We start from the raw sequence: 14,958 nt of genomic DNA on the forward strand, positions 1-14,958 counted from the left end.
AATTATTCATCTTATTTTTGCCATTATTAAATCAAATAAAAAATTTGAAAATCGTTTGGTTTCGTCATAGAAATCGACCTGACAGTTTAATAATCAATAACTGATTTTATTAAAATATTAATCTACCTCGAATTTAAGAACTAACATCATCGAGGTTTGTACCCTATAATAATTCAATAAACCAATCTTTTTCAAAAAAATTCCCTCCGATTACGGAAATCTGTAAGGACTTCAGCCGTAGCAGAAGTATGTTTGTACCATCAAAAAAAAGTAGCATTGTATTTAAAGATTCTAGTCAAAAAACGAATAGTATAAACAAAAAAAGTAACGGGAAAAATGAATACAGATCAAGCAATTATATCCGGGATTATTAAAGGGGATGAACGGGTATTAAAAGTTTTTTATCGGGATAACGTTAGATATATTCAGGGATACATTCTTAGAAATTATGGAAGCATAGAAGATGTAGAAGATGTTTTTCAGGATGCCTTAGTCGTTTTATATCAAAAAATAAAATCCGGCCTTTTAAAAATAAGCGTACCCATAAAAACCTATTTTTATGGAATTTGTAAAAATATTTGGAGAACTAGATTACGCAATAAACTAAAACTTGTAGGTGACGATACCAAATTAAAGAATAAAGAACAAATAACCGATTCTGTAGTCAAAGATATTGAAAACAAAGACCGAGAACACCTATACCGAAAACACTTTCAAAAACTAAGTAATGATAATAAAAACTTAATGTTGCTCTTTTTTGAAGGAAAATCTGTCAAAGAAATCTCGAAAATAACTGGATATACAGAAGGATATACTCGAAAAAAGAAATTTGATGTCAAAAAACAATTATTAACTATGATTGAAAAAGATCCGTTATATAGTGAATTAAGAATAACTGCATAATAGTGAATAGTACTATTTTCATGTAAAATCAAGTATCCAAAAACGAAAAAACCAGGTTCCGATCTGGTTTTTTTTGTTTTTGAATACTATAGGTCCTCAGAGCTAACTGATCATTTATAGACCGAAACACAATCTATTTTCATAAAAAAAACGAAAAAAAATCATTTTATTTTTTACTACGCAAAAACAATGCGCAATAGCACAGAATATTTGCAGAGTAATTAACAACAAAATGAGAATAAGATGAAATTTAATGTATTTACAAAATCAAAAAATGAGGTAAAAAATTATCAAGGTGCAAAAGCATTTAGATTATCTCCTAAAATGGAATTGTACACAGCTGTTGTTAATTCTACTTTAGAAAAAACAAATTATGAATCTGGAAATGATCGATTAAAAAGAATCATAAAGCTAGTTCAAAAAAATGACCCATATTTTGTGGCGCAACTTGCTATATATGCAAGACAAAAAATGTATCTGAGATCTATTCCTATTGTTTTAGCAGTAGAGTTATCAAAGATTCATAGTGGTGATAATTTAGTGAGTAAAACTGTAAATGGTGTTATTCAAAGAGCAGATGAAATCACAGAGCTTTTAGCATACTATCAAGTAGCAAACCAAAGAGAAGGTACCAAAAAATTGAATAAGCTTTCTAAGCAAATTCAAAAAGGTATTGTGATGGCATTAAACAAGTTTGATGCATACCAGTTTGCTAAGTATAACAGAAAAACAGAAGTAACTTTTAAAGATGCTATCTTTTTAACACACCCAAAACCAAAGGATGATTTGCAACAATCAATTTTTGATAAGGTGATTAATGATACTTTAGAAGTTCCTTATACTTGGGAAGTAGAGTTATCTACTTTGGGTCAGCAAAAATTTGCCAATGATATCGAAAAGAAAATTGCTTTTACTGCTAAATGGGAAGCCTTAATCGATAGTAACAAATTAGGTTATATGGCCTTAATGCGAAACTTGAGAAACATTCTGGAAGCAGAAGTAAGTCATACTCATATTGCTAAAATCGTTGATACACTAACGGATGAAAACAAAGTAAAAAGATCGAAACAATTACCTTTTAGATTTATGGCAGCGTATCAAGAGTTGTCCGCTACTAAATCTTCATATACGGCATATGTTTTAGATGCTTTAGAAAAAGCCATTCAAATCAGTGTTATCAATATGAAAGGTTTTGAGTTAGACACTAAAGTAGTGGTTGCTTGTGATGTATCTGGATCAATGATGCAACCTATATCTAGAAACAGTAAGATTCAAGCCTATGATATAGGGTTGGTGTTAGGTATGTTATTACAGCATACATGTAAAAATGTGATCACTGGTCTTTTTGGAGATCGATGGAAACAATATGTATTGCCAAAAGGTGATGTATTGTCTAACGTTATGAAACTAAAAAAGATAGAAGGTGAAGTTGGATATTCTACAAATGGTTACAAAGTTATTCAGAGTTTGAACAACAAAAAAACTGTGGTAGATAAAATAATGATTTTTACAGATTGCCAATTATGGAACAGTGGTCATTACAACTCGGATACTCATATTGAGACTGAGTGGAAGCACTATAAAAGTATTGCACCGAATGCCAAATTATACATCTTTGACTTAATGGGTTACAATAGTGCTCCATTACAAGTTGAGAAAAACGATGTACATCTAATTGGTGGTTGGAGTGATAAAGTTTTCGAAGTACTAGATGCATTAGAAAACGGAAAATCAGTAATTAAATACATAAAGGAGCAATCCTTATAATCATAAGCTCACATCAAAAAGTGGTGTGAGCTTATCATAAAGTTCTTTGAAAATCTTAATAAAAACAAGTGCCGTAGAAAAGGGTTACTTCGTAACTATAACGGTCCTAAGGTAGCGTATCACGAGCAATCGTGTGAGCGAAGCTGGGTTAAAAACCAGCAGGGTGAAAGCATTTTATGCGTACATCTCTCTGAGATCTCGAATCACCGGTTCACTGTCCTACGGGATAAGAACGACGCTCTAATAAAGAGCATCTCCTTTTTCGCTTTTCGCCTTGTTTAAAAAATAAAAAAGTAAGTGTCGTAGAAAAGTACTACTTCGTTTTCGGATATTGGGGTCATGGGTTCGAGTCCCATCATCTTTGACAGCAAAGATGTAGCTCAGATAGGTCAGAGCACAATACATAACATACTTCTCGTTTCTTACCTTACTTAATAAAAAACATTTTTATATTCTCTGGAAAATAAAGTGTCGTAGACTAGTGTTACTTCGCAGGTTCGACTCCTAATTCCTCCACAATACGAACACAACGAATTCAAAGGGGGAATTACGCTCTATTTGGTGAGCAAGATTCACTAATCGACTTTTACCTTTATCTAAAAGAGAATTATTAAAATACAACAATAAAAAGAGTGTCGTAGAAAAACGTTACTTCGAATTGGGTTCCGGTAATGTAGGTGCAACTCCTACCCTCGCAAGAGGTCGTCTAATAGTAGGACGCCGTATAGTCGTTTTTCGAATATTACCTCTTTTAATAAAAGAATAAAAATAGCAAGTGCCGTAGATAAAAGTTACTTCACACTTTTAATGCCGGTGTTGCGGGTTCGAGTCCCGTCTCTTCCTCTAATAAACAAATAAATCAGGAAGAGTAGCTCAATTGGTAGAGCACGTATAACGTCTTTTATCGTTTTTTGCCTTGCTTAATAATAAAATAAAAAAGAGTGTGCCGTTTTATAATCATACTTCGCTTATAGGTTAGTTTAATTATGGGTTCGAATCCCATCGACAAAAATTGATTATATACTTATTGCCATTCTATTTTAGAATAAAACATCAACAGATTTAGTAATAATGCCGTAGTGATAACATACTTCGTACCAAAAACGGGGAGGATTAATCCATAGAGATTAACCGGGTTCGACTCCCGGCAAACGATGCCCCAGTAAATAGTTATTACATTTTTTGCTTATTACTTAATAATATAGATGAAAAAAACCAGGTCTATCGACCTGGTTTTCTAATTAATAAATATTCACTGACAATGAATAGACTTATCTTTTTATAAATTTGGATATGATTTCTCCACTGTTTTTAGTCGCTACCTTGATGATATAAACACCTTCGGATAGTTCCTGAACATTAATACTATTATTAGACACTGTGCCTTTATTCACTAATTGACCAGCAACATTCATAATGCTATAGGTTATAGCAGATTTCATAGAAGTATTCAGATATAATAAATTTCCGTTTACTGGGTTTGGATAGAACGTTACTTCAAACGCTTCTTCTTCATTAACCAAAGGATTAGTAAATTCATCATTTACAGCAGTAGTTCCTGAAGTACTCAATGATACAGCATCAACAGCCATATCTCCTTGCCAAGAGGTTCCAGATGTTCCTACATAACGTAATTGCATACTGTCACCTGTATAGCTATTTAAATTTACAGAAGCAGTATTCCAAGCATTTCCTTGATTTCCGGATCTACTCCATACTTCTGTCCAGCTAGTTCCATTATCACTACTTGCTTCTAGTTTCAATTCTCCAACCGCATTTCCTGTCATATGGTATCTAAAATCAAAAGTCGCAGATGCTGCGCTAGTTAAGTCAAAACAAGGTGAATTTAAAATAGCAGTTCTATTTGGATTGTTAGGGTTAGACGTTTCTACGTATACATAAAAAGTACCTGCATCTGCAGAAGATGGTCCTGTGTTATTAGAAGGTGTTCCTCCAGATTGACGAGTCCAATCAAAATCATCTCCTGATCCTTGTGACCAGCTTCCAAATCCTCCTTCAAATCCTTGACTATATGGGAATGCTGTAATTCCTCCTGAACATCCACTACCTCCAGTAGTTCCATCTGTAGATAAAGCAATACGATCTACTGCCATATCTCCTTGCCATGAAGTTCCAGAGGTTCCAACATAACGTAATTGCATACTACCACCTGCATAACTATCTAAGTTCACATTAGCAGTATTCCAAGCATTTCCTTGATCTGCGGATCTACTCCATACTTCTGTCCAGGTAGTTCCATTATCACTACTTGCTTCTAATTTCAATTCTCCAACTGCAGTACCAGTCATATGATATCTAAAACTATAATCAGCAGATGTTTCTCCACTTAAATCAAAACAAGGTGAATTTAAAATAGTAGTCCTATTTGGATTATTAGGGTTAGATGTTTCTACGTATACATAAAAAGTACCTTCATCCGCTGATGATGGGCCTGTATTATTAGAAGGTGTACCTCCTGATTGACGTGTCCAATCAAAATCATCTCCTGATCCTTGTGTCCAATCTCCAAACCCTCCTTCAAATCCTTGATTATATGGAAATGAAGTAATTCCTGCTGTACAGCCATTTCCACTGCTCCCTGTAGTTGTAACAGTAGCAGTATTACTATCTACAGATTCGTTGCCTGCCGCATCTTTTGCTCTTACTACAAAAGCATAAGAAGTATTAGCAGTTAACCCACTTGCAGTATATGTTGTTCCTGTTACAGTACTAACTACTGTTCCATCCTGATATACATCATATCCAGTAACACCTACATTATCTGTTGCTGCTGTCCAACTTAAATCAGTCGTTGTTTGCGTAGTATTAGCCGCGGTTAGATTTGTTGGAGCTGTTGGAGCTGCTGTATCCGTTGTTGATCCAGTAGATAAAGAAATACGATCCACTGCCATATCTCCTTGCCAAGAGCTTCCGGATGTTCCTACATAACGTAATTGCATAGAGCTTCCTGTATAACTATTTAAATCAACAGCTGCAGTATTCCAAGTATTTCCTTGATCTCCTGTTCTGCTCCAGACAGATGTCCAAGTCGTTCCATTATCACTACTTGCTTCTAGTCTTAGTTCGCCAACCGCATTACCAGTCATATGATATCTAAAACTATAATCTGCAGATGTTTCTCCGCTTAAATCAAAACAAGGTGAATTTAAAATCGTAGTTCTATTTGGGTTATTAGGGTTAGACGTTTCTACATACACATAAAAAGTACCTTCATCTGCTGACGATGGTCCTGTATTATTAGATGGTGTTCCTCCAGATCGACGCGCCCAATCAAAATCATCTCCTGATCCTTGTGACCAATCTCCAAATCCACCTTCGAATCCTTCATCATATGGAAATGCTGTAATTCCTCCTGAACAGCCACTACCACCTGTGGTTCCAGATGTTGTGATATTAGCAGTATTACTATCCACAGATTCATTCCCCGCTGCATCTTTAGCTCTAACTACAAAAGCATACGAAGTATTCGCAGTCAAACCAGTAACATTATAATTAGTTCCTGTAACTGTAGTGACTACTACTCCATCCTGATATACATCATATCCAGTAACACCTACATTATCCGTAGCTGCTGTCCAACTTAAATCTGTAGTTGTTTGTGTAGTATTAGCAGCCGTTAGATTAGTTGGCACTGTTGGTGCAGTTGTATCCGGAGCACTAGTAGTCGTTACATTGGCAGTATTACTATCCACAGATTCGTTCCCTGCAGCATCTTTAGCTCTAACTACAAAAGCATACGAAGTATTCGCAGTCAAACCAGTAGCGTTATAATTAGTTCCTGTAACTGTAGTAACTACTACTCCATCCTGATACACATCATATCCAGTAACACCTACATTATCTGTAGCCGCTGTCCAGCTCAAATCTGCAGTTGTTTGCGTAACATTAGTCGCTGTTAAATTTGTCGGAGCCGTAGGAGCTGTTGTATCTGAAGTACTGTTTGCTGTAAACGACCCCGTGAATACTCCTCTTCCATAAGTGGAAGCTATTATTTTATTATTATTATCATCTCCATTTACCGCCCAATAGTCAAAAGAGGTAACACTAGCATCACTCATTCCATTTTGAGATTGACTCCAAGTTGGGTTTACTGCATCAAAATTAGTCGTTACCCAAACTCCTAATTGTGTCCCTACAATTACTTCGTTCCTATCTAATGGATTTTGCAACATATCTCTAACAGGAATATCTGGTAAATTTCCTTCTTTACTTACCCAATTTGCTCCTGCATCAGAAGAATACCAAACACTAGTTACTCCATAATTATGCATAGTTACCATAATATCATTTGCCGTTTCGCCTAATCTAACTGAAGACACAGAACCTACAAACGGTGTAGTGATCTCTGACCAGTTTGCTGATCCAACACCAACATTAGTAAGTCGTAACATCTGCCCAGTAGCGGTACCTATATACCAAACATTATTTTCAAAAGGAGAAGGAGTTAATGCTGTAGGTTTACTCGTTAATAAAGCGTTGGTAATATTAGCATTAGAATTTGCCGCAACATTGATTGTTTTAATTGCAAATGTCCCCGCAGTACTATTAGACGCATTCGTTAACATGAAATTAGTATCACTATCATATCCCATTTGATTCACAAAATCTCCTGTAGACTGATCATTAACTAATGTTGTAGCTCCTCCTTGTCTTCTTCCTAATCCATTCCAAGGAAGATTAAATCTATAGATTACATTTCTAACAAAAGTTGCCGTCATGTATTGTCCGTCTTTATCTACAAAAGTGTAAAAACCATCTCCGTCTGATAATTCTTCGGATCCATTAATTCCTGGAACCGTATTTCTAAATGCCTGAGAACCGTTATCTTGTGCTCCAGCAGTAAAAATTCCTGAAGTATCTCCAGCCCCATCAGGTCCAATCCCTGCTTTTACATATTGCGTTACATTATAATTATTATTTCGAGCACCAAAAACATTCGAGCTTTGAGCAGTCGATAAACTATTCGCATAATACACACCTCCATCGGTACCAAAAATTGCCTGATTAGGGCTTCCTGGTCTAAAGGTCATTGCATGTTGATCCGCGTGAACTAAAGAAACTGGCAATCCAGCTAAACCTGGATTGTTAGACCATTTAGAAATTTGTCCCCAACTAGTACCACTATTGGCGGATCTAAATAGATCAATTCCTCCTACATAAACAATATCGTCATTTGTAGGGTCTGCTTCGATCATTAAGTCATAGAAAGCTTGTCCTCTGGTAAAATCATTCGCAGAAATACCATTGTCCGCATCATTTGGTAAAGCAGTTTCCGTTACTGATCCAAATTTATTTGTGGTTCTATAAATATGAACAGGAGTATTTCCACTTCCTTGAGTTAATGCATATAATTTATTAGCATCTGTAGAAGAAACTTCAATTTCTACTCTGTTAGAATCAGCCAAAGGAGATCCTGCTGCCTCTGTCCATGTAGCACCATCAGTAGAACTAAATACTCTACCTCCACCATTTCCTCCAATTCCTGGAGTTGTAATAGTTCCCATCCATAATGTATTATCCGCACCAATTTCAAAATCATTCGGAATAAAGAAATAATCAGCACCACTAAAAGCAAAGCTCATATTAGTAGACTCTATTCTACTCCAAGTAGCACCTCCATCTATCGACCTGTATAATCCTGCTGTTTGCAATCCTAACCAATTTGTTGGACTCGCAGCATCTCCATATACGTGTGCTCCTACTCCAACATATAACTCTGTACGATTCTGTGCGGTATTATTCCAAGCCAAAATATCATTTACATAAAAAATACCTGAAAGAAATAGGTTACTCGTATTAAAATCAAAACTTCCAGCTCCTGCCGGAGGAATCGCTAGTGATTGCCAACTTGTTCCTCCATCAGTAGAACGATAAATTCCACTTCCAACTACATCTCCTGCTGTATACTGCTCTCCAGTACCTAAATACCAAATATTAGAATCTCTAGGATCTACTGTAATAGAAGTTACTGATAAATTTCCAGGTACATTTTGCACACGACTCCATTGAGAAGCCGATGAAGTAATATCATTATTTACCCATAAACCTCCACTTACACCACCTGCATACACACGTCTATTAGAAGAATCATTTGGATCAAACATAATCGCCCTTGTTCTACCTCCGATATCATTAGGACCTCTCTCAATCCAAGGATTATTAGCATCATCACCAGGAGCTCTTTTAGACAAACCTCTTCTTAGTTTCTCCTGAGTCTCATAAATTTTTTCTGGTTCTGTTCTTCCTGTCGCCGGATTGATGGACAGCTCCCATAATTGTTCAAAGTACTTATTCGGAGGGAGGCCTTGTGCTTTTCTCTCCGATCTTGTCATTTTGAGTGTCTCTGTAAAGGGGCTTTTATTCAAAAAATCCTTGTGTTGATCTCTTAAATTTGTAATTCCATCTTTTTCTATGTTTTCTATACTTTCCTCCCCAGAGAAAACCATAAAACCGATTGGCAATGCCACTAAACTCAATGCCAGCAATGCATAGCGAGTAATTTTTCTTTTCATTATTAGTTAAAAATTTAGTTATTATTTATTTTTTTAGCATCTTTTTTCACAATTATACAATAAAATAAAATAACAGGGTAATTTCCCTAAAATAAAGGGGATTTTCCCCCTAAATGGTTTGTGCGAATTTTATTCTGTTTTAGTTAATTAGTTGAAAATTATATAAGTTTTTATATGTGCTACACTAATAAAACAACTTATTTCACAAAAACCCTAATTTTTTATTACCTGCACAACATAATTTACTACCCTATTCACATGACCTAATCATTAAAAAAACACGTTTTATTACAAAAAAAATATAACACTAGAGATATTATTGATGAATACGAAAAAGAGGTATTCTCAATTCTAGTTACTTAGAAATATTTCTGAGAAGCTATCTATAATAACTTTGAACCCAATAAAAATTTACCTATTATTATGGAACTAAAACCAATCAGCTATGAAAAAAATATTGCCACTATTCGCATTGGTCATTTGCCTAATCTCCTGCAAAGACGATCAAAAGGAAAAATCTACTAATGAAGAAAACACAACTATCTCTGAACAAGAAGGTGTTAGTAAAATCAAAACCTCTAGTACTACTAATAAACTTACGAGTCTTGATCTAGCGTTAGAAGTAGAAAATTTTATCACTTGTAAAAAAGCGAGTACAGAACGAAATGACTGTAGAAACAGTATTACCAAAACGATTTCTAAAGCCTTTGATCTCACAGAATTTAGTGACCCAAAGTTAGGGTATGTAGTTTACGATAGTATTCGGCCTATTGCAGAACGATCCAAAAACTGGTTAAAATTGGGAACCGTAGACCAGAAAAGCATCGATATGGCATTAGCACATAGTAACAGAGGTGGATTAGCATTGATTATTGATACTGCTGAGACTTATGGTCATGTAGTAATGATCGTTTCTGGCGAAAGTAAAAAATCGGGTTCTTGGGATATGAAACTACCTAAGGTACTATCATTGACCAATTATAAACCAGAAAAATCATTTAGTAATAAGTCCCTGTCCTACGCCATGCAGAAAAGCAAAGATCTGAAAGTATTTATCAGGCAATAAAAAGGTATTGTACAATGCATGCATCCTCAATTGATCATTTTCATTTGAGGATTTTTTTTAAAAACTATTTTTATTACGCAAAATGATTGCGTGATTCAACTTCTTCTTTGCATTGTAATTGAAGTAAAGATGAAGACAAAACTTAAAGAAATTATCGACCAGCTTTATACTGTATTTGGTAAATACTCAATAGAAGTTGCGAAATTAAGAGACTATAGTTGTCCTTGTTGTGTCACAGATAATGAAATAAAAGTTATTACAAAGAAACCTATAAAAGAATTATCTGCAGAAGATTTAGGTCACTTTATCAGATCAGCAATATCTACTTTTGGAAGTATTGAAGATTACAAGCACTTTCTACCTAGAATTCTAGAGCTAATGACTTTAGAATCTTCTTCTGACATTATCGATGATTTTACGTGTTTTGAAAAATTAAATTACGCAGAATGGGAGACTTGGCCTGAAAATGAAATTCAGATTATTGAAAATTTCTTCACTGAATTGTGGAACACAATTATTAATGGAAAAAATAGTACTGAATTTATGATAGGAGAATGTTTCAGTTTGATTAAAATGTACGGACCTATAGAACCAGCGCTAAAGAAATGGAAAGAGTCTAAAACCGAAATATCATCCTTATATATAGTTAATGGGATACTGAATGGGTTTGCATTTAGAGCTGAATCTAAAAACGAAAAAATAATCTCTAAATGGTTATATTCTAAACCAGTTTTAGATAAAATTGAAAAAGTTTATTTTAACCAAGAAGATAAAGAAACTGCAAATAGAATTGCTATTGCTCATACAATCTTAGAAAACAAATATCCAATAACTTTTGCATTTTAAAATAATATATAAGTAATCTAACACGTGAAGTTTATAAAGAATAAAATATATATTTTTACCACGCAAAAACATTGCGCAATACCAATGCATCTTTGCTTCATCAATTAGAAATACAATGAAATAAGCCACAAAAATCAGGTCAAAACACATCACTATGGTTAAGTGGCGATTCCATCTGATCTTAAAAAAAAATAAAAACTAACATATGAAAAACAAAATAAACATTACAGGAAAAACATTGATTGATTTAGGATTCAGATCCGGAAAATGGTTTCCAGAAGCTATTGAACATATCAACACACATCAATTAGCCGATGAAGCAATGCTCGCATATTTAGAACAATATAAAATGCCTCCTATTCAGGAGTTACATACAACACCGATAGATTTTAAAATTAATATCAAAGCAGAGAACGAGCTAGAAGAAGATAATGTTACTTCAGTGATTACTTCTATGGAGCAGTTAATGAAAACACCAACAGTTGTCGATGGAGCTGTGATGCCAGATGCCTGTCCATCTGGTCCTAAAGGAACAATTCCTGTTGGCGGTGTCGTGGTTGCTAAAAATGCCATCCATCCAGGAATGCATAGTGCTGATATTTGTTGTTCTGTGATGTTAACCGATTTTGGTAAAACAGATCCTAAAAAAGTATTAGATGCTGCGCATGCCAGTACACATTTTGGACCTGGAGGAAGGCCTAGAGGACAACAATATAAATTAACGGATGAATTATTATCAGCATTTAAATCTAATTTCTTCCTTAAGGAAGCCAAAGATATCAGTATGGCAAAAGAATATCTGGGAACACAAGGAGATGGTAACCATTTCTTATTCGTAGGTACGTCTGCAAAAACTGGAAATACCATGATGATCACACATCACGGGTCTAGAGGTGTTGGTGCCAGATTATATAAAAAAGGAATGCATATTGCCGATAAGTTCAGAAGAGAGATATCTCCAGATACGCTAAAGCAAAATGCCTGGATTCCTTTTGATACAGAAGAAGGTCAAACCTATTGGTCTGCATTGCAAACCATCAGAAAATGGACAAAACTAAATCATGAAGTGATTCACGATGCTACTTTAAAAGCATTGGAGATCGAAGCTGAAAATAGATACTGGAATGAGCATAATTTTGTCTTTAAAGAAGGAGATTTATTTTATCATGCCAAAGGTGCTACACCATTAGATGCTAGGTTTATGCCAGATATCACAGGCCCGAGATTGATCCCTTTAAATATGGCAGAACCAGTATTGATTGTTGAAGGAGCAACAACTAATAACAACCTTGGATTTGCACCACATGGAGCTGGTAGAAATATGAGCAGAACGCAACATAAAAGAAATAAAGAAGGACAAACCAGAGAAGAAATCTTTGAGATCGAAACAAAAGGATTAGATGTTAGGTTTTACTCTAATGAAATTGATATTTCTGAATTGCCAAGTGCTTATAAAAATGCTGCCACTGTGAGAGATCAAATGTCAGAATTCGGTTTAGGTACTGTGATCGATGAAGTGATGCCTTATGGATGTATTATGGCGGGAGATTTTCAGATCAATGCACCGTGGAGAGTGAAGAGAAGGAATAAACAACAAAGTAAATAAAGCTCATTCCCTCTTGAGAGGGATAGTATTTCGGCACAGCGCTGCTGTGTCAGAAATACTTGGGTGTGTTAACAAGATTAAACAATGAACCTATATCAAACCATACAAAACAGTACTCAGTTCCTTTCAGATTCCTGGAAGGAACAGTATGCTGGGTTTTTACAAGAAGAACATCTTCAGATATTTTCAAAAAAACTGAAGAAGTATCATCTATCAGGAGTTCCTGACACACATCCACTACCCCATTTTGACGAAGAGATAACACCAACATTATCTAAAGCATTCATAAATTTCGAAGGGTTATTGGTTGATAAAAAAACATCCCCAAAAGATTGGGCAAAAGCTATAGAAACAACTCCATTCGAATATCTTTTGATATTGATTGGACAACGATGGACCTCAGCAACCTTAAAAAATGAGGAAGCCATTCCTCCTTTAAAAGAAACGCTATTAGATAGTTGTTTTGCACCATTTAATGATCAAATCTGTATAGCAAACAGAGCCTGGGAAAAGCATATCGGAAGATCAGAAGATGATTTTTGGGGAGAAATGAAAGGCAATCCAACCGAGAAAGAAGAAAAAGTAAGAAAGCGTATTTTAGAAATCATAGAAAATAAAACTTGGTGGAATATCTTCTATCATTATAAACATGAATTTGTATTCGAGATTCGAGTTCCTAGCGGACATGGAATTAGATGGAATGCCAAAGGGACAAAGTTAATTGGTTTTTTAGAACCTTTTTTATAATCAACTAAGCAATGGATAATTTTACCACAACATATAACTTCACCAAAGACGAATGGAATACTTGTCTTAAGGTGCTTACTGAATTGAAAGAAGATCCTCTTCATAACCCCGATAATATTCGTTTTGCATCTTTGATTACTAAAATTCATAAGCAAGCAAAAAAAACAAACCGAAAACAGAGTTATACGGAAAAGAAATCTAATGATTTACAAATCATTAACGGATCCGTGATTTCACAAAAAGCATTGCAAAACGAAACATCGTTTGACCAAAAAGCTGTAAAAAATGATATCGAATATTCGAGATTAGAAATTCCTAAGAACTGTTATTGCTGTAATCAATCCTTCATATTAGCTCATTCATTTTATAATCGATTGTGCCCTACCTGTGCGACCACTAATTATGAAAATAGATTTAAAGAAATTGATTTATCAAATCGAAATGTAATTCTAACTGGCGGTCGCGTAAAGATCGGATATGCAACAGCATTAAAGCTATTACGAAGTGATGCAAATCTAACGGTAACTACACGCTTTCCAGGATTAGCGTTGGAGCACTATAAAAAAGAAGAAGATTATCACAAGTGGAAGGATCGATTAACCCTCTATGGGCTGGATTTACGTAATCTTAATTCTGTACAGAAATTTATAGAATATTATAGCTCTAAGCATAGCTCTTTGGATATTTTGATAAATAACGCTGCTCAAACTATTAGATATACAGATGCATATTATCTTCCTTTAATCCAACAAGAAAAGAAAATAATAGCTTCTGTCGCATCCGGTATACAATTAATTCAAAATGAAACTCCAATAGCGAAATCCATTACGGCATTAGAATCAGTTACGGACTCATTAGAATTAAATCGTTTTGGACAACCTATTGATAACAGAACTAAAAACAGCTGGAATTCAACCCTTGAAGAAGTAGATATGATAGAGCTTTTAGAAGTAAACTTAATCAATCAGATTTCTCCATATCACCTCATAAAAGAATTGACTCCGTTACTAAAAGCTTCCACCTTTAAGAAGAAGTTTATTATTAATGTTACCTCATCAGAAGGGCAGTTTAGTTATACTAACAAGTCTATATTTCATCCGCATACCAATATGACCAAAGCTTCATTGAATATGCTAACTCGAACTTCTGCCAGAGCATATGAAAAGAATAATATTTATATGAATGCTGTAGATGTTGGTTGGGTTTCTACTGGCGCGCAGGAAGGATTGAGAAAAAAACAGTTCGATATAGGATATATTCCTCCATTAGATCCGGTAGATGGAGCCTCCAGGATTATGATTCCGATTATAGAAGGAATTACAAATACACACAATCCTGTTGGTAAATTATTAAAAAATTATAAAGTAGCTGTATGGTAATTACAGGGGTGTTAGCTCCAATCGGAAGAGCGTCTGCTCCGCACGCAGAAGGATATGGGTTCGAGTCCCATACACTCCACTAATTAATTATTACATTTGAAAACATACAAT

Annotated in this window: 8 protein-coding genes and 1 tRNA gene; 8 read left to right on the plus strand and 1 reads right to left on the minus strand. The window is 34.8% G+C overall.

All coding sequences use genetic code 11. From position 1 onward, the window contains the following. Positions 1–336: 336 nt before the first annotated feature. Complete coding sequence (locus Q0975_RS05595) at positions 337–903, plus strand: sigma-70 family RNA polymerase sigma factor (protein ID WP_299434268.1); 567 nt, start codon at positions 337–339, stop codon at positions 901–903. 243 nt (positions 904–1,146) lie between these two features. Continuing rightward, positions 1,147–2,670: a TROVE domain-containing protein gene (locus Q0975_RS05600; RefSeq protein WP_299434270.1), complete on the plus strand. Its 1,524-nt coding sequence runs from the start codon at positions 1,147–1,149 to the stop codon at positions 2,668–2,670. 1,271 nt (positions 2,671–3,941) lie between these two features. Here the strand turns inward: Q0975_RS05600 and Q0975_RS05605 are convergent. Next, entirely contained in the window at positions 3,942–9,203 is a 5,262-nt protein-coding gene (locus Q0975_RS05605) for a fibronectin type III domain-containing protein (protein ID WP_299434272.1), read from the minus strand. A gap of 445 nt (positions 9,204–9,648) precedes the next feature. On the opposite strand from Q0975_RS05605, the gene Q0975_RS05610 reads away from it, so the two are divergent. The 6 genes from Q0975_RS05610 (at position 9,649) to Q0975_RS05635 (ending at position 14,926) form a co-directional block, all read left to right on the plus strand. Further along, positions 9,649–10,269, plus strand: a complete 621-nt coding sequence (locus tag Q0975_RS05610; protein WP_299434274.1) for a hypothetical protein — start codon at positions 9,649–9,651, stop codon at positions 10,267–10,269. 129 nt (positions 10,270–10,398) lie between these two features. Then, positions 10,399–11,115: a hypothetical protein gene (locus tag Q0975_RS05615; protein WP_299434276.1), complete on the plus strand. Its 717-nt coding sequence runs from the start codon at positions 10,399–10,401 to the stop codon at positions 11,113–11,115. A gap of 205 nt (positions 11,116–11,320) precedes the next feature. Next, the gene (locus Q0975_RS05620; RefSeq protein ID WP_299434278.1) at positions 11,321–12,721 is read left to right on the plus strand and encodes an RtcB family protein; all 1,401 of its coding nucleotides are present in this window, start codon (positions 11,321–11,323) and stop codon (positions 12,719–12,721) included. Between the two features lie 84 nt (positions 12,722–12,805). After that, positions 12,806–13,468 (plus strand): hypothetical protein, encoded by a 663-nt coding sequence (locus tag Q0975_RS05625; RefSeq protein WP_299434280.1) that lies wholly within the window; start codon positions 12,806–12,808, stop codon positions 13,466–13,468. 11 nt (positions 13,469–13,479) lie between these two features. Next, complete coding sequence (locus tag Q0975_RS05630; protein ID WP_299434282.1) at positions 13,480–14,847, plus strand: SDR family oxidoreductase; 1,368 nt, start codon at positions 13,480–13,482, stop codon at positions 14,845–14,847. 5 nt (positions 14,848–14,852) lie between these two features. Beyond that, a tRNA-Ala gene (locus tag Q0975_RS05635) sits at positions 14,853–14,926 on the plus strand. The last annotated feature ends 32 nt before the right edge of the window (positions 14,927–14,958 follow it).

Origin of the sequence: uncultured Aquimarina sp. (assembly GCF_947500065.1) — a bacterium.
Lineage (GTDB): Bacteria > Bacteroidota > Bacteroidia > Flavobacteriales > Flavobacteriaceae > Aquimarina.